This window comes from Bacillus velezensis, assembly GCF_001461825.1.
GTDB classification, from domain to species: Bacteria; Bacillota; Bacilli; order Bacillales; family Bacillaceae; genus Bacillus; species Bacillus velezensis.
Map to the genome: position 1 here is coordinate 1 of NZ_LLZC01000009.1, position 16,964 is coordinate 16,964.

General features: G+C 45.3%; 17 protein-coding genes, 1 tRNA gene, 1 rRNA gene, 1 other RNA gene and 1 other annotated feature. Of the genes, 14 read left to right on the plus strand and 6 right to left on the minus strand.

What is annotated here, in order from left to right; all coding sequences use genetic code 11:
• Positions 1-20: 20 nt before the first annotated feature.
• Entirely contained in the window at positions 21-971 is a 951-nt protein-coding gene (locus tag AR442_RS03960; RefSeq protein ID WP_025650403.1) for a YaaC family protein, read from the minus strand.
• 120 nt (positions 972-1,091) lie between these two features.
• Here AR442_RS03960 and guaB point away from each other — a divergent pair, with 120 nt between their 5' ends.
• From guaB to serS, 5 genes are all read left to right on the plus strand, one after another.
• Positions 1,092-2,558, plus strand: coding sequence for an IMP dehydrogenase (gene guaB / locus AR442_RS03965; protein ID WP_003150717.1), 1,467 nt, complete (start codon positions 1,092-1,094; stop codon positions 2,556-2,558).
• A gap of 152 nt (positions 2,559-2,710) precedes the next feature.
• Complete coding sequence (dacA, locus tag AR442_RS03970; protein ID WP_011996156.1) at positions 2,711-4,042, plus strand: D-alanyl-D-alanine carboxypeptidase; 1,332 nt, start codon at positions 2,711-2,713, stop codon at positions 4,040-4,042.
• A gap of 197 nt (positions 4,043-4,239) precedes the next feature.
• Positions 4,240-5,124 (plus strand): pyridoxal 5'-phosphate synthase lyase subunit PdxS, encoded by an 885-nt coding sequence (pdxS, locus tag AR442_RS03975; RefSeq protein ID WP_003150714.1) that lies wholly within the window; start codon positions 4,240-4,242, stop codon positions 5,122-5,124.
• A 21-nt stretch (positions 5,125-5,145) separates the two neighbouring features.
• Positions 5,146-5,736, plus strand: coding sequence for a pyridoxal 5'-phosphate synthase glutaminase subunit PdxT (gene pdxT, locus AR442_RS03980; protein WP_007615126.1), 591 nt, complete (start codon positions 5,146-5,148; stop codon positions 5,734-5,736).
• Positions 5,737-5,788: 52 nt separating this feature from the next.
• Positions 5,789-6,001, plus strand: a binding site (T-box leader).
• A 54-nt stretch (positions 6,002-6,055) separates the two neighbouring features.
• Positions 6,056-7,333 carry a serine--tRNA ligase gene (serS, locus tag AR442_RS03985; protein WP_007408744.1) on the plus strand — a complete coding sequence of 426 codons (1,278 nt, stop codon included), beginning with the start codon at positions 6,056-6,058 and terminating at the stop codon, positions 7,331-7,333.
• A gap of 10 nt (positions 7,334-7,343) precedes the next feature.
• On the opposite strand, the gene AR442_RS03990 is transcribed toward serS, so the two are convergent.
• Entirely contained in the window at positions 7,344-8,489 is a 1,146-nt protein-coding gene (locus AR442_RS03990; protein ID WP_014416709.1) for a glycerate kinase, read from the minus strand.
• Between the two features lie 217 nt (positions 8,490-8,706).
• Between AR442_RS03990 and AR442_RS03995 the strand changes: the two genes are divergently transcribed.
• Positions 8,707-8,799 (plus strand) — tRNA-Ser (locus AR442_RS03995).
• Positions 8,800-8,929: 130 nt separating this feature from the next.
• Here the strand turns inward: AR442_RS03995 and dck are convergent.
• The 4 genes from dck to AR442_RS04015 form a co-directional block, all read right to left on the minus strand.
• A complete protein-coding gene (gene dck, locus AR442_RS04000) occupies positions 8,930-9,583 on the minus strand; it encodes a deoxyadenosine/deoxycytidine kinase (protein WP_029974845.1) in 654 nt (217 codons plus the stop codon).
• Positions 9,580-10,203 (minus strand): deoxynucleoside kinase, encoded by a 624-nt coding sequence (locus AR442_RS04005; RefSeq protein ID WP_021494553.1) that lies wholly within the window; start codon positions 10,201-10,203, stop codon positions 9,580-9,582. Before AR442_RS04005 ends, dck begins: the two co-directional genes overlap by 4 nt.
• A gap of 95 nt (positions 10,204-10,298) precedes the next feature.
• Positions 10,299-11,582: a glycoside hydrolase family 18 protein gene (locus AR442_RS04010; protein ID WP_042893693.1), complete on the minus strand. Its 1,284-nt coding sequence runs from the start codon at positions 11,580-11,582 to the stop codon at positions 10,299-10,301.
• A 71-nt stretch (positions 11,583-11,653) separates the two neighbouring features.
• Positions 11,654-12,205, minus strand: a complete 552-nt coding sequence (locus AR442_RS04015) for a cysteine hydrolase family protein (protein WP_014416712.1) — start codon at positions 12,203-12,205, stop codon at positions 11,654-11,656.
• 82 nt (positions 12,206-12,287) lie between these two features.
• On the opposite strand from AR442_RS04015, the gene tadA reads away from it, so the two are divergent.
• The 8 genes from tadA to AR442_RS04055 all read left to right on the plus strand — a co-directional run.
• Positions 12,288-12,770 (plus strand): tRNA adenosine(34) deaminase TadA, encoded by a 483-nt coding sequence (gene tadA / locus AR442_RS04020; protein ID WP_017419509.1) that lies wholly within the window; start codon positions 12,288-12,290, stop codon positions 12,768-12,770.
• A gap of 84 nt (positions 12,771-12,854) precedes the next feature.
• Positions 12,855-13,119: signal recognition particle sRNA large type (gene ffs / locus AR442_RS04025), an RNA gene on the plus strand.
• 133 nt (positions 13,120-13,252) lie between these two features.
• The gene (gene dnaX / locus AR442_RS04030) at positions 13,253-14,944 is read left to right on the plus strand and encodes a DNA polymerase III subunit gamma/tau (protein ID WP_053285553.1); all 1,692 of its coding nucleotides are present in this window, start codon (positions 13,253-13,255) and stop codon (positions 14,942-14,944) included.
• A 24-nt stretch (positions 14,945-14,968) separates the two neighbouring features.
• Positions 14,969-15,292: a YbaB/EbfC family nucleoid-associated protein gene (locus tag AR442_RS04035; RefSeq protein WP_003150700.1), complete on the plus strand. Its 324-nt coding sequence runs from the start codon at positions 14,969-14,971 to the stop codon at positions 15,290-15,292.
• Positions 15,293-15,306: 14 nt separating this feature from the next.
• Complete coding sequence (recR, locus tag AR442_RS04040) at positions 15,307-15,903, plus strand: recombination protein RecR (RefSeq protein ID WP_053285552.1); 597 nt, start codon at positions 15,307-15,309, stop codon at positions 15,901-15,903.
• An 18-nt stretch (positions 15,904-15,921) separates the two neighbouring features.
• Positions 15,922-16,146, plus strand: coding sequence for a YaaL family protein (locus AR442_RS04045; RefSeq protein WP_007408755.1), 225 nt, complete (start codon positions 15,922-15,924; stop codon positions 16,144-16,146).
• 60 nt (positions 16,147-16,206) lie between these two features.
• Complete coding sequence (locus tag AR442_RS04050; RefSeq protein WP_003150686.1) at positions 16,207-16,470, plus strand: pro-sigmaK processing inhibitor BofA family protein; 264 nt, start codon at positions 16,207-16,209, stop codon at positions 16,468-16,470.
• Between the two features lie 248 nt (positions 16,471-16,718).
• Positions 16,719-16,964 (plus strand): 16S ribosomal RNA (locus AR442_RS04055); the annotation flags it as partial.

Sequence of the window (16,964 nt, forward strand, 5' to 3'; positions counted from 1 at the left end):
TCATGAGCTGCCTTTTTTGTTTATAAGTATTGCTTCAGGAAATTAGAAACGTAATACGGAAATTTGCGTTCCGTGACCTCTAAGAACCGGCGGATCATTACATAATCATCACTGACATGCTGTGTCAGCAGTTCATACCACCACTCCGTTTCATATCTCGCAATCATCCCGATATTGTAGAGAACCAAATAATGAATAATCATTTCCGGAAGATGCAGGAAGTGATCACGCTGAGAGGGAATGTAATATTGGTTTTTCTCCAAGTGAAACAATAAATTTGGCGAAGACCAAGGTTCTCTGTCTATCGGCTCAGCCTCAAAAACCAAGTGGTTATGGTCTTTCCTCAGAAAAGACCACTTCAAATGATGGCTGATATATTCAGCAAAGCGGGAATCAGACATATTGTAATGAATCACCGCATGCTCAGGCACTGAAATAAGGTCATCTTTCAGCTCTACTCGGGTCAGCCAATTCTTTTTCTCTTGGAAGTAAAAGACAGTATGCAATTCAGGAATGGCTGTCAGCAATTTCTTCATCGTATACCGTTCCTCCTCAAGACCAGCTATTCCGAATAAGTGCTTCATTACATGAATACATAAGCCATTGCGCTGCACCTTCACTTCATCATCCCTAAAGGAGTAATTTTGCTTTTTGCGTTTCCGGGCAGTCACGCCATGCGCGAGTACTGAGGCATGGCTTGGGTAGCTTGGATCTGTGGTCAGAAGACAGGCTTTCAGCAATTGTGACATCCCGTAAAACAACAGAATAGGCTTAATTTCTAAAGGGGAAAGAGATGCCTGCTTATAAAAGGACTCGGCGTGTTTGATAAAGAATATGAAGCGCTCACTGTTCTTAAACGCATATCGTTTTGGTTCTTCCATGCCGCTTTCTGTATAGACTTTATTTAGAAATTTCTGGGAAGATTCTACGGAATAAAATAATGATAACTCTTTCCACTCATGATCTCTCATACGTATTTTTAAACCCTTTCCTTTATCTAAATATTTCAACTCTTTTTCGCTTCCTTGACATGCTGTTTTCTAGTTGATAATCTACATATAATATTTTGCCGAAAAGAGGGGGATTTACTAATGTGGGAAAGTAAATTTTCAAAAGAAGGCTTAACGTTCGATGATGTACTGCTCGTACCGGCTCAATCAGACGTACTTCCGCGTGATGTGGATTTATCTGTTGAACTGACAAAGACGTTAAAGCTTAATATTCCTGTCATCAGTGCGGGAATGGATACAGTAACAGAATCAGCTATGGCGATTGCGATGGCCAGACAGGGCGGCTTGGGCATTATCCATAAAAACATGTCCATCGAACAGCAGGCTGAACATGTTGACAAAGTCAAACGTTCTGAACGGGGCGTTATTACAAATCCCTTCTTTTTAACACCTGATCATCAAGTATTCGATGCGGAGCATTTGATGGGTAAATACAGAATTTCCGGTGTTCCGATTGTAGATAATAAAGACGATCAAAAGCTTGTCGGTATCATTACAAACCGTGATCTTCGCTTTATCTCTGATTATTCAATGAAAATCAGTGATGTCATGACAAAAGAAGAGCTGGTTACGGCTCCTGTGGGAACCACATTAGACGAAGCAGAAAAAATCTTACAGAAACATAAAATTGAAAAACTTCCGTTAGTGGATGACCAAAACAAATTAAAAGGTCTTATCACGATCAAAGATATTGAAAAGGTTATCGAATTCCCGAATTCATCTAAAGATGAACACGGACGCCTTATTGTCGGCGCTGCGGTAGGTGTGACAGGCGATACAATGACACGCGTCAGCAAGCTTGTTGAAGCGAATGTCGACGTTATCGTGGTTGATACGGCTCACGGACATTCCAGAGGCGTACTGAACACAGTTGCGAAAATCCGTGAAACATATCCTGAACTGAACATTATCGCGGGAAATGTTGCAACGGCTGAAGCGACAAAAGCTCTGATTGAAGCCGGAGCAAATATTGTAAAAGTGGGAATCGGACCTGGTTCTATCTGTACGACACGCGTCGTTGCAGGTGTAGGCGTACCGCAGATCACTGCCATTTATGATTGCGCCACTGAAGCGAGAAAACACGGCGCGACAATTATCGCAGACGGCGGTATTAAATTCTCAGGAGATATTACGAAAGCGTTGGCTTCAGGCGGACATGCCGTAATGCTCGGAAGCCTGCTTGCCGGTACTTCAGAAAGCCCGGGAGAGACTGAAATCTATCAAGGCAGAAGATTTAAAGTGTATCGCGGTATGGGTTCTGTCGCTGCCATGGAAAAAGGCAGTAAAGACCGATATTTCCAAGAAGAAAATAAGAAATTCGTCCCTGAAGGTATCGAAGGACGGACTCCGTACAAAGGTCCTGTAGAAGAAACAGTGTATCAGCTTGTCGGCGGTCTTCGTTCAGGTATGGGATATTGCGGTTCAAAAGACTTGCGTGCTTTAAGAGAAGAGGCTCAATTCATCCGTATGACAGGTGCCGGTCTTCGCGAAAGTCATCCGCATGATGTCCAAATTACGAAAGAATCACCAAACTACACAATCTCATAATTGTTACAAATAAAAAACATTTGACAGGGTCGCTGACTCTGTCTATTTTTTTTATATCGAGTGTGATAAAATTTATACTGTTGTGTTTTGAATTTGAATATGTCCTTAACGGCTTAATTATAGATTTAAAATGAATGACGGAGGTCGTAAGATTGAACATCACGAAATGGAAACAGCTGTTGGTGTCATTAGTGGTACTGGCACTGGCCGCAACTTGCTTTGTTCCGATGTCTAAAGCGGAGGCAGCCGGCAATGACCCGATTGATGTCAACGCATCAGCTGCGATAATGATTGAGGCTTCATCGGGAAAAATTTTATACAGTAAAAATGCAGACAAAAGACTGCCGATTGCCAGCATGACAAAAATGATGACTGAATATCTGCTTCTGGAAGCCATTAAAGAAGGAAAAGTGAAATGGGATCAAACGTATACTCCTGATGATTATGTCTATGAAATTTCTCAAGACAACAGTTTATCAAACGTCCCCCTTCGAAAAGACGGCAAATACACGGTTAAAGAACTGTATCAGGCTATGGCGATTTACTCTGCCAACGGAGCCGCGATTGCAGTTGCCGAAATTCTTGCCGGAACTGAAACAAAATTTGTCGCTGAAATGAATGCGAAAGCCAAAGAATTAGGTATGACAAACTATGATTTTAAAAATGCCACAGGGCTTGTGAATGAAGACCTTCACGGCAAGCAGCCGCAAGGAGAAGGCGTTAAAGAAGAAAGTGAAGTTTCTGCTAAAGACATGGCGCTTCTTGCAGACCGCCTGATCACTGATTATCCGGAAGTTCTCAAAACAACAAGCATTGCTAAGACGAAATTCAGAGCCGGCACTGATGATGAAATGGACATGCCGAACTGGAACTTCATGTTAAAAGGTCTTGTTTCTGAATACCCTGGCGTTGACGGCTTAAAAACGGGTTCTACTGATTCTGCGGGATCTTGTTTTACAAGCACAGCACAGCGGAACGGAATGCGGGTCATCACCGTTGTATTAAACGCAAAAGGCAACCTGCATACCGGACGTTTTGATGAAACGAAAAAAATGCTCGATTACGCATTTAACAGCAATTTCTCAATGAAAGATCTTTACCCTGAAGGCTCTCAAGTAAAAGGGCACAAAACGATTGACGTTGAAAAAGGGAAAGACAAGCAAGTCGATATTGTTACTGACAAGGCGCTTTCTATTCCTGTGAAAAGCGGGGATGAAAAGAACTATAAAGCCGAAGTGACTTTAGATAAAAAAGAAATCACGGCTCCTGTGAAAAAGGGAACGAAGGTCGGAACGCTGACAGTTACATACAAAGGCAGTGACAAAGACTATGGCTTCCTCAAATCCAAAGAGTTCAGCGTGAATCTTGTAACGAAAAATGATGTAGATAAAGCAAACTGGTTTGTTCAGATGATGCGCGGCATCGGCGGATTCTTCTCCGGAATCTGGAACAGCGCCGTTGACACGGTAACAGGCTGGTTTTAAGAAATAAGAAAGAGCTCTGATGAAAGTTAGGGCTCTTTTGCTTAATATACTGAAAAAACCAAATTATTAGTAAAAAAATGATATCTATCTTATTCATCTCGCTGTAAAATAAGAATACCCATATGAAATATTGTATTTCTGGGATACAATAAGAGATAGAAATTATCTAACTATACATTGACTAGGGGGACCAAATAATGGCTCAAACAGGTACTGATCGTGTAAAACGCGGCATGGCGGAAATGCAAAAAGGCGGCGTCATCATGGACGTTGTAAATGCTGAACAAGCGAAGATTGCGGAAGAGGCGGGAGCTGTTGCCGTAATGGCGTTAGAACGCGTTCCGGCTGATATTCGCGCTGCCGGCGGTGTTGCCCGCATGGCTGATCCGACAATCGTTGAAGAAGTAATGAATGCTGTATCCATTCCCGTAATGGCAAAAGCGCGTATCGGACATATCGTTGAAGCGCGTGTCCTTGAGGCAATGGGAGTAGATTACATCGATGAAAGTGAAGTTCTGACTCCGGCTGACGAAGAATTTCATTTAAATAAAAATGAATATACAGTCCCGTTCGTATGCGGCTGCCGTGATCTCGGCGAAGCAACGCGCCGTATCGCCGAAGGAGCTTCCATGCTTCGTACAAAAGGCGAACCGGGAACAGGAAACATTGTGGAAGCTGTCCGCCATATGAGAAAAGTAAACGCGCAAGTGCGCAAAGTTGTTGCGATGAGCGATGATGAGCTGATGACTGAAGCTAAAAACCTCGGTGCTCCTTATGAACTGCTTCTTCAAATCAAGCGTGACGGCAAACTGCCTGTAGTGAACTTTGCTGCCGGCGGAGTAGCGACGCCTGCTGACGCGGCATTGATGATGCAGCTTGGCGCTGACGGCGTATTTGTCGGTTCAGGTATTTTCAAATCAGACAACCCTGCTAAATTCGCCAAAGCAATTGTTGAAGCAACGACTCATTACACAGACTACAAACTGATCGCTGAGCTTTCTAAAGAATTAGGCACAGCAATGAAAGGCATCGAAATCTCAAATCTATTGCCGGAACAGCGTATGCAAGAACGCGGCTGGTAAAACCATAGGAGAGCTGGAAGCATGTTAACAATTGGTGTACTTGGACTTCAAGGAGCAGTAAGAGAACATATTCGTTCAATTGAAGCATGTGGTTCAAAAGGTGTCGTCATTAAGCGTCCTGAACAGCTGAATGATATCGACGGCTTAATCCTGCCGGGCGGGGAAAGCACGACAATGCGGCGTTTAATGGATACGTATCATTTTATGGAGCCGCTTCGCGAGTTTGCCGCCCAAGGCAAGCCGATGTTCGGCACTTGCGCCGGTCTGATTATCTTAGCCAAAGAGATAGCGGGAACGGATAACGCTCATTTAGGGCTGTTGAACGTTGTCGTCGAGCGTAATTCCTTTGGCCGTCAGGTCGACAGCTTTGAAGCTGATCTGACGATTAAAGGCCTTGATGAGCCGTTTACGGGTGTATTTATTCGCGCGCCGCATATTTTAGAAGCCGGAGAAGATGTTGAAGTGCTTTGTGAGCATAACGGACGCATCGTGGCTGCAAAGCAGGGGAATTTCCTCGGCTGCTCGTTCCATCCTGAACTGACGGATGATCACCGGGTGACAGAGCTGTTTGTGAAGATGGCGGAAAAGCATAAGCAGGAAACAGCTGTATAAAACAGTTGAAAACCGCTGATACTTATAGTACATTATAAACACAAATAAAGATCGAAAAGCGTTGACAGGAAGCAGTAGGGAGCCTCTCTTTCAAAGAGAGCCGATGGGTGGTGCGAATCGGTGAAAGATGCTGTCCGAATCCGTCCTTGAGCGAAATGCTGAAAACAAGTAGGCATTTACGGGAAAACCGTTATGTGTTAAAGCGGGAAGCAAGTGTGAGCTTGTTTTCAATCAGGGTGGCAACGCGAGAGCTCTCGTCCCTTTTAGGGGATGAGGGCTCTTTTTTATTTTCGATAAAAACAGATAGGAGTTGTTAGGCATGATTGATACGAAGGTGCTGAGAGCCAATTTTCAAGAGGTAAAAGCGAAGCTCATTCCAAAAGGCGAAGACTTATCTGACTTTGACAAGTTTGAAGAGCTGGACGAAAAGAGAAGAGAGCTTATCGGTAAAGTAGAAGAACTGAAGGGAAAACGCAATGAAGTGTCTCAGCAGGTCGCCGTTTTGAAACGGGAGAAAAAAGACGCTGATCATATTATTAAAGAGATGCGTGAAGTGGGCGAAGAAATTAAGAAGCTTGATGAAGAGCTTCGTACTGTCGAAACGACGCTCGAAACCATCCTTCTGTCTATTCCGAACATCCCGCACGATTCAGTGCCCGTCGGGGAAACGGAAGATGATAACATTGAAATTCGCAAGTGGGGAGAGGCGCCGGCATTTTCATATGAGCCGAAACCGCATTGGGATATCGCAGACCATTTAAACATTCTTGATTTTGAACGCGCTTCAAAAGTAACAGGCAGCCGGTTTGTGTTTTATAAAGGATTAGGCGCCCGCCTCGAACGCGCGCTCTACAACTTTATGCTGGATCTTCACGTTGATGAATATGATTACACGGAAGTCATTCCTCCTTATATGGTAAACCGTACGAGCATGACAGGTACGGGACAGCTTCCTAAATTTGAAGAGGATGCTTTTAAAATCAGAGAAGAGGATTATTTCTTAATTCCGACGGCGGAAGTGCCGATTACAAATATGCACCGCGATGAAATCTTATCCGGTGAGAACCTGCCGATCAATTATGCCGCATTCAGCGCTTGCTTCCGTTCAGAAGCGGGGTCTGCCGGACGTGATACACGCGGTTTGATCCGCCAGCATCAGTTCAACAAGGTTGAGCTTGTGAAATTCGTGAAGCCTGAAGATTCTTATGAGGAGCTTGAAAAACTGACAAATCAAGCCGAGCGGGTGCTTCAGCTGCTCGAACTGCCGTATCGTGTCATGAGCATGTGTACCGGTGATCTCGGCTTTACAGCCGCGAAAAAGTACGATATTGAGGTATGGATTCCAAGCCAAGACACATACCGTGAAATTTCTTCTTGCAGTAACTTTGAGGCCTTCCAGGCGAGACGCGCAAACATTCGATTCAGACGCGAAGCGAAAGGCAAGCCGGAGCATGTGCATACATTAAACGGTTCAGGTCTTGCAGTCGGCAGAACAGTAGCTGCCATCTTAGAAAACTATCAGCAGGAAGACGGAAGTGTCATTATTCCGAAAGTGCTTCGTCCTTATATGGGAAATAAAGAAGTCATCAAACCGTAAAAGGTGCGCCCTAGAGGCGCGCCTTTTTTGCTGCCCGGTATAGAGCGGCGGCATTCCGGGCTGTGCTTTCAAGGTTAAAACGGCTGGATGCTAAGGCGTCTTCAAGACTTACAGCACCCGGCACGATAGAAAATACAGCTGTTATTCCTGCGCTGTAAACATGCTCGAAATTTTTGCCTAAGGAGCCCGCCAATGCGATAACGGGAATTTCTTGAGCAGATGCGCGTGCGGCGATCCCGGCGGGGGTTTTGCCGAATATCGTTTGTCCGTCTATCTGCCCCTCTCCGGTAATGACAAGGTCAGCGCCTCTTATCTGATCTGAGAAGGACAGTGTATCTAATACAACATCAATCCCGCTTTGAAGTTCTGCCTGTAAGAAAGCAATCAGTCCGGCGCCCAGTCCCCCTGCGGCACCCGCGCCTTTTACGGTATCCGCTTCGATATCGTGCTGACGTCTCAATACCTCAGCGAAATGGCGTAAGTTGCGATCCAATACAACTTTAGTCTTCTCGGACGCCCCTTTTTGCGGGCCGAAGACATATGACGCGCCGTTTTCACCGGTCAGGGGATTTTCGACATCACATGCGGCGCGAAAACGGATATGTTTCAGATCAGGAGAGAGACCGCTTATATCAATAGAAGCTAAGGTGTGCAGAGCGCCTCCGCCATCAGGTATCTCCTGACCTTCCTCATTTAAGAAACGCACACCGAGCGCGCTCGCCATTCCTGTTCCGCCGTCATTGGTTGCGCTCCCGCCAAGACCGATGATGATCTCACCCGCCCCGCGGGAAGCTGCATCTGCTATCAGTTCACCCGTTCCTCTTGTCGTTGTGTGCAATGGATCTCTGAGATGGCGGGGAACGAGATGAAGTCCCGATGCTTCCGCCATTTCAATGACTGCCGTGCGTCCGTCTCCCAGAAGTCCATATGCGGCGTTTACCGGCGTTCCCAGCGGACCGGTCACAGTTTTTTTGATGATGCTCCCGCCAGTGGCATCCGTCAAAGCCTGAACGGTTCCTTCTCCGCCGTCAGCCGCGGGTATCTTGATATATTCCGCGTCAGGGAAGACCGCTTTGAATCCTTTTTCTATGCTGTCAGCGGCTTCTTTTGATGTCATGCTTTCTTTGAAAGAATCCGGTGCAATGATGATTTTCATTATGTTCTCCACCTTTATGAGCAGGTTATCTGTTTGAATCTATTCTTGATTTTTACTGTGTTTTCCTGCCCGTATGGCATACTGAGGTTGAATTGGACGCAAGTCTTTTGTATGATAATAAAGCTGACGGACAAGCCGTTTAAGAAATGAAATAAAAAATATGAAAAAGCGCTTGACTGAAATTTAGGTCATGTGGTATATTATTAAATGTCGATACGGAGGAATACCCAAGTCTGGCTGAAGGGATCGGTCTTGAAAACCGACAGGGGTGTCAAAGCCCGCGGGGGTTCGAATCCCTCTTCCTCCGCCATATTGATTTTAAACCTAATGAAACTCGAGCATATATTGGAGATTGTTTTGTCCGCTGCATGTGATGTAGCGGATTTTTTATATGCAAAAAAAGCGATTTTCTCTGTTCGGGGAAAATCGCTTTGCTATTTTTATTTGTTTCTGTTTTCGTTGATCACGTGACTGATTTTTTCGATCAAAGGTTCCAGTGACTGTTCATCAGCTTCAAGGTCATAATCTTCAATGCGTACTTTCAGCACAGGGCAGGCGTTAAAACCGCTGATCCAGTCTTCGTACCGTGTATACATCTCTTCCCAATAGGAGCGGTTTGTCTGCAGCTCCATCTCGCGGCCCCGCTTTTCAATCCGGTTTATAATGTTTTCAAGGTCGCCTTCTAAATAGATCAAAACATCAGGATGCGGGAAGTACGGCGTCATGACCATCGCCTCAAATAGGCTTGTGTATGTTGTGTAATCTGTCAGCGACATGGTTCCTTTATCGGCATGCATTTTTGCGAATATGCCTGTATCTTCATAAATCGAACGGTCCTGCACGAATCCGCCGCCTGATTCAAACATATTTTTCTGCTCTTTGAACCGCTCAGCCAGAAAATAAATTTGCAAATGGAAGCTCCAGCGTTCAAAATCGTGATAAAACTTCTCTAAATAAGGATTTTCATCCACTTCCTCGAGTGAGGTAGAAAACCCGAGCCGTTTTGCTAAAGCTTTGGTCAAAGTCGATTTTCCGACTCCTACTGTTCCCGCTACTGTTATAATGGCGTTGTTTGGAATATGAATGTCTTTCATTTAATAAGCTCCTTTACCTGACGGGCAATTCTTTCATAGTCTGTCTTATTCAAAACAAAGTCTTCAGTATCACCGTCAATGGTCAGTACAGATATATTCGGATCTTCTTCCTGAAGCTGTCTGATGGCTGTGTCGTAATCTGCAATGAGACGTTCCAGATATTGATGTTCGATATTTTTCTCAAATGGGCGCCCGCGTTTTTCAATGCGTTGAAGCAATGTCGGCAGGCTTGCCTTTATGTATACAATAACATTCGGTTTCGGCAGGTCGTGAGTGAGCAGATGATAAATCTGCTTATATTTCTCAAGCTTTTGGCCGTGCAATGTACGCTCTGCGAAAATAACATTTTTATAAATATGATAATCGGACAAAACGGGCTGTCCTTGTTCTAAATAATCTCGATCGGTGTCTTCAAGCTGTTTATACCTGTGACATAGAAAAAACATTTCAAGCTGGAAACTCCACTCCTCGATATTGTCATAAAACTTATCGAGATAAGGATTGTCTTCCACAATCTCATTAATCATAGGAAAACCGAGCTCTTCAGAAAGCATCGTAGCGAGTGTCGTTTTTCCTGCCCCGATAGGACCTTCTACCGCGATAAAAGGGGCTCTGTTCATTGAAAATCCTCCTTAATTCTGCAAACATCCGTCAGCTGCCGGCCTATATATTGTATCACACTCTCAGAAAAGCCCATGAAAAAAGACGCTTCCAATTAACGAAACGTCTCTTTTACAATATGAAATTGATCGTTGAGCAAAAGCCAGTTTTGCGGGAAAGAAAGGCCGAGTTTCCAATAGCTGATCCCTCTTAAATGCAGTTCTTTAATTAAATTGAATTTCGCTTGAATGGACCGGGCATCTTCAAACCATACTTCATGCCGTCTCTGATTTTCATCCGTGTAACGAAAGAATGGAGCCTGGGCGGTTTCGTCATATTGAATGTCGACTTTATGGCGTGCTGCCAGAGCGATTGCCTGCTGAGGACTGACGGCTTTCGCTGTCGTTCCCTGTTTGAAAGGCAGTGTCCAATCGTAGCCGTACATATTCTGGCCCATGACGATTTTTGAAGAAGGCATTTCCGTCAGCGCGTACTCAATGACATTTCTTACAGGGCCGATAGGTGATACGGCCTGAGCCGGGCCTCCGCTGTACCCCCACTCATATGTCATGATCACGACAAAATCGACGATTTCTCCATGTGCCCTATAGTCATGTGCTTCGTACCATTTGCCGGCCTGAGTCGCGCTCGTTTTCGGAGCAAGCGCCGTTGAAATCTTCCAGCCTTCCCGATGAAAAATCGTCCTCGCTTCACGTAAAAAACGATTGTAGGCTTCTCTGTCCTGTGGACGTAAATATTCGAAATCAAAGTGAATATCGCGAAAGCCGTGCTTTTTAGCCGTGGAGACGATTTCCTGAAAAAGTTTTGTTTTCACTGTATTGTCATTCAAGATGAGCCGCCCGAGTTCATCGCTGAATGCGTCATTTTCAAGGTTGGTGATGATCATCATCAGTGTGGTGTTGTGCCTGTCACTGATGCTTTTTAAATTGGTCAGAGGCGGTTCCTTTAAAGTCCCGTTCCGCTGCACTTGAAAACTGAATGCGCCGAGGTATGTTAAATAAGGAGAGGCCTCCCTTGCCGCCTGCTGCAGATTAGCGCTTACGCTCGTTCCCCGCGGTTCTATATATGCGTTTGATTCGATATCGGGCTTATTCGCCTGCTGCGGAATGTAAAGGCGGGTTCCGACTCTCAATGTGGTGCCGGGCTGAATTCCGTTCACCCTCGCAAGCTCCGCGGCCGATATATGAAAACGGCCGGCGATTGCCTCGAGAGTATCACCTTGTTTCACTTCGTAATATTGACCCTCAATCGGGATGACAAGGGTTTGTCCGACAACCAATGTATTTGGATTAGGCAGTTTATTTGCTTCCGCAATGACATTTGCGGCTGTCCGGTAGCGCGCCGCAATAGCGGAAAGCGTGTCGCCCCGTTTCACTATATAGATCTGAATGAAAAACGCCTCCTTTCATATCCGCTATTAAATGTATGAAAAAAGGAGGCTGATCATGTTTATTTTTCGGCGGTAATTTGTTTTTCCGTGGTTATTTCTGCGAAGAGAACATTCTCCATCATGGTCAAAGCGAAATCATTGTCTTCGTCGTTATTGGAAGCGGTGCAGTCTTTCGGAATGGTAATGCTGTATTCTCTCATATAGGCGTCGTTGGCCGTGAACAGCACACAAATGTTCCCGGCAATCCCCGTGATAATTAATCGGTTCACTTGTAATTCGGTCAGAAGGGTGTGAAGCGCCGTTTCGTAAAAAGCGGAATGCTTCGGTTTAATGAGAAAATAATCATCCGGCTGAGGCGAAATATCTTTTATAATGGGGGCGCTTCTGTCGTTGCTGCATTCCTCCCTGATGGCATCAATATCAGCCTTCCAGAGCCCGTAATGATCATTAATATAAATAATCGGCCAGTTGCTTTGTTTTGCATGCTTCTTTAATGATAAAATACGGGGGACAATTTGTTTGGTTTTTTCAGCAAGACGTTCGCCCATATCAAATTGAAAATTGTTGATCATATCGACAATCAGAAGGGCTGTGTTGTTAGGTTCAGACAATACCGGCAACTCCTTTCTGCTTGGGTATTCCTATTTTAACCTTTATGAGACATGAAAAAACTTAAGAAGAGAGCTTGAACCTATGAATGATGAATATTATATGAGAGAAGCCATAAAAGAAGCGAAGAAAGCCGAAGCGAAAGGTGAAGTGCCGATCGGAGCAGTTCTTGTTCTGCATGATGAGATCGTGGCGCGGGCGCATAATCTGCGGGAGACTGAACAGAGGTCGCTTGCCCACGCCGAAATGCTGGCGATAGACGAAGCGTGCCGTAAGCTGGGGACATGGAGACTTGAGGAAGCCGTTCTTTATGTCACTTTGGAGCCGTGTCCGATGTGCGCGGGAGCCGTCGTGCTTTCGAGAGTCGATAAGGTCGTATTCGGCGCATTTGATCCCAAGGGGGGCTGTACAGGAACGCTGATGAACCTCTTGCAGGAAGAGCGGTTCAACCACCAAGCGGAAGTGGTGAGCGGAGTGCTCGGAGAAGAGTGCGGAGAAATGCTCAGCGCTTTTTTCAGAAAGCTGCGCCGGCAAAAGAAAGACATGAGGAAAAAGTTGTCTGAGTAGTACGGTTGCATTTTCTGCCTGAAGCAGATATACTTATGTGTGCATCATGAATGGTGCGCATATCAAAATTTGATATTTATTTTGCCGTGCTAAGCGGGGAGGTAGCGGTGCCCTGTACCCGCAATCCGCTCTAGCGGGGCCGAATCCCTTCTCGAGGTTCGTTTACTGTAAGGTCTGCCTTAAGTAAGTGGCGTTGACGTCTGGGTCCTGCGCAATGGGAATTCATGAACCATGTCAGGTCCGGAAGGAAGCAGCATTAAGTGAAACCTCTCATGTGCCGCAGGGTTGCCTGGGCTGAGCTAACTGCTTAAGTAACGCTTAGGGTAGCGAATCGACAGAAGGTGCACGGTAAATCAATCATCAAATTTCAGACTCACCTGTTTATGGCAGGTGAGTTTTTTCGTATATGAAAAACGGGTTTTGGCGTTAAAAGCACGTTCATGTATAATAAACATGATGAATAACAGAGGAGGGCGCATCCTGTGGGTTACCAAGCTTTATATCGAGTATTTAGGCCTCAGCAGTTTGAAGATGTGGTCGGACAGGAACACATTACGAAAACGCTGCAAAATGCCCTTTTGCAAAAGAAATTTTCTCATGCATATCTGTTTTCTGGACCGCGGGGAACGGGAAAAACCAGTGCAGCTAAAATATTTGCGAAAGCAGTCAACTGTGAGCACGCTCCCGTAGAAGAACCGTGCAATGAATGTGCGGCGTGCAAGGGGATCACAAACGGCTCTATATCAGATGTGATTGAAATAGATGCGGCGTCGAATAACGGCGTAGACGAAATCCGCGACATCCGTGACAAAGTAAAATTCGCCCCGTCGGCCGTCACCTACAAAGTATATATTATAGATGAGGTGCATATGCTCTCTATCGGCGCATTCAATGCGCTTCTGAAAACGCTGGAAGAACCGCCGGCACATTGCATTTTCATATTAGCTACGACTGAGCCTCATAAGATTCCTTTAACCATTATCTCCAGATGTCAGCGTTTTGACTTCAAACGGATTACATCCAAAGCAATTGTCGGACGAATGAAGACAATCGTCGATGCAGAGCAGCTGAAGGTGGAAGAAGGAGCCCTTGATATCATAGCGAGTGCTGCGGACGGAGGGATGAGGGACGCGCTGAGCCTGCTCGATCAAGCCGTATCATTCAGCGGCGGGGAGCTGTCGGTGGATGACGCATTGCTCATTACCGGAGCCGTTTCTCAGCACTATACTGGGAAACTGGCATCTGCTCTTCACCGCAAACAGGTTTCCGAGGCATTGGAAACACTGAATGAATTGCTCCAGCAGGGGAAAGATGCGGCCAAACTGATTGAAGATATGATTTTCTATTTCAGGGATATGCTCTTGTACCAGGCCGCTCCCGGTTTAGAAGGAGTCCTGGAAAAGGTGAAGGTCGATGAAACGTTTCGGAATCTGAGCGGTGACATACCGGCCCCCGCTTTATATGAGATGATTGATATCCTGAATAAAAGCCATCAGGAAATGAAGTGGACGAACCACCCAAGAATCTTTTTTGAAGTGGCTGTCGTGAAAATATGCCAGACGGCACAGCAATCCGCCGGAGACATCCCTGAGGTCGGCATGCTGATGAATAAGATCCAGCAGCTTGAGCAGGAAGTAGAAAGGCTGAAAACCTCCGGTGTGAAGGTTCAGATGGAAAGCGCTCCGAAAGAGGCTCCGCGTCCTCAAAAAGGCGGAAAAAGCCATTATAAAGCCCCGGTCGGAAGAATTCATGAGATATTGAAGGAAGCCACAAGACCTGATCTTGAACAGCTTAAAAGCAGCTGGGGCAAGCTGCTGGCACACCTGAAACAGCAGAATAAGGTGTCTCATGCGGCTCTTTTGAATGACAGTGAACCGGTGGCTGCAGCTCAAAAGGCATTTGTGCTTAAATTTAAATACGAAATCCATTGTAAAATGGTTGCAGAAGACAATAACGGAGTCCGTACGAATCTTGAACAGATTCTCGAATCAATGCTCGGGAAAAGAATGGATTTGATTGGCGTTCCGGAAGCACAATGGGGTAAAATAAGAGAAGAATTTTTAAATGATCACCAGCAGGAAAGTGAAGGATCAAACGAACCGGCTGAAGAAGATCCGCTGATTGCAGAGGCGAAAAAACTTGTCGGAGCGGATTTAATCGAAATAAAAGACTAATAAGATGAAAGAGAGTGATTGAATATGCGTGGCGGAATGGGAAACATGCAAAAAATGATGAAACAAATGCAAAAAATGCAAAAGGATATGGCGAAGGCTCAGGAGGAGCTTGCTGAAAAAGTGCTCGAAGGCACAGCGGGCGGCGGTATGGTGACTGTAAAAGTCAACGGCCAAAAAGAAGTTGTAGACGTTGCCATTAAAGAAGAAGTCGTTGATCCGGAAGATATCGAAATGCTTCAGGACCTGGTTCTTGCTGCGACAAACGACGCCCTCAAAAAAGTGGATGACATGACGAATGAGACAATGGGACAATTTACAAAAGGAATGAACATACCGGGTTTATTCTAGGGGGATAAATAAACATGCAGTATCCTGAACCAATATCAAAGCTGATTGACAGCTTTATGAAATTGCCAGGGATCGGACCGAAAACAGCGGTTCGTCTGGCTTTTTTTGTTCTAAGTATGAAAGAAGACACAGTATTGGATTTTGCTAAGGCGCTTGTCAATGCGAAGCGGAATCTGACATATTGCTCGATTTGCGGACATATAACAGATCAGGACCCTTGTTATATATGTGAGGACACAAGAAGGGATAAGTCTGTTATTTGTGTCGTGCAGGACCCTAAGGATGTGATCGCAATGGAGAAAATGAAGGAATATAACGGCCAGTATCATGTTCTTCACGGCGCGATTTCACCAATGGACGGCATCGGCCCGGAGGATATTAAGATTCCGGAGCTGCTGAAACGTCTTCAGGATGATCAAGTGACAGAAGTTATTCTCGCAACCAACCCTAATATTGAAGGGGAAGCAACAGCGATGTATATATCAAGGCTGTTAAAGCCCTCAGGCATCAAGCTCTCCCGTATTGCCCACGGTCTGCCCGTCGGCGGTGATTTGGAATATGCTGATGAGGTCACTCTTTCAAAAGCTCTTGAAGGAAGACGTGAATTGTAAGGGAGGAAAAGGCAAGGCATGGGTTTTCTTCGCAGAAATACATTAAGAAAAGAGTTTGATGAGAAGCTGATAGAACAGCTCTTTAAACAAAAAGAAGAATGGAACAGACAGAAGAGTCTGGTCGAGAAAAGTCTCGAGCCCTCCGCTGAGGTGTTGTTTGAGCTGAAAGTCGCTGAATCTAAGTACTTTTTTTATTTGAAAGAAGCGAAGCAGCGGAATTTGAAAATGAGCAGATGGAAGTAAGAGGTCTATTCTCCGGGATCTTCTCATAAGCTTGTACTAAACAAGCGAGGGGGAAGATTCATGGAGCCTTTTTTCATTATCGGTTTGATTGTCGGTCTGGTTGCTTTGCTTTTTTTATGGGGAGTATCTTCAAAACCGCTAAGATGGATTGGTGTGACTGCGATTAAGTTTATTGCCGGTGCGATTCTGCTGGTGGGTGTGAACTTGTTCGGGGGCAGTCTCGGTATTCATATCCCTGTTAACCTGATTACAACGGGCATCAGCGGGATTCTGGGGATTCCCGGCATCGCGGCTTTGATAGTCATTAAACGCTTCATCATTTAATTTGTCGATTATTGTTGACATGTTGGATCAAGGGTGGTATTCTAATATACGTCGCTGATGACGAAACGAATTTTTGAAAAAGAAATTTTAAAAAGTTGTTGACGGAACTAACACCGATGTGTTAAGATAATTAAGTCGCTTCAAGAGCGACGAACAAAGTTCTTTGAAAACTAAACAAGACAAAACGTACCTGTTAATTCAAAGTTTTAAATAAATCGCACAGCGATGTGCGTAGTCAGTCAAACACTTTATCGGAGAGTTTGATCCTGGCTCAGGACGAACGCTGGCGGCGTGCCTAATACATGCAAGTCGAGCGGACAGATGGGAGCTTGCTCCCTGATGTTAGCGGCGGACGGGTGAGTAACACGTGGGTAACCTGCCTGTAAGACTGGGATAACTCCGGGAAACCGGGGCTAATACCGGATGTTTGTTTGAACCGCATGGTTCAGACATAAAAGGTGGCTTCGGCTACCACTTACAGATGGACCCGCGGC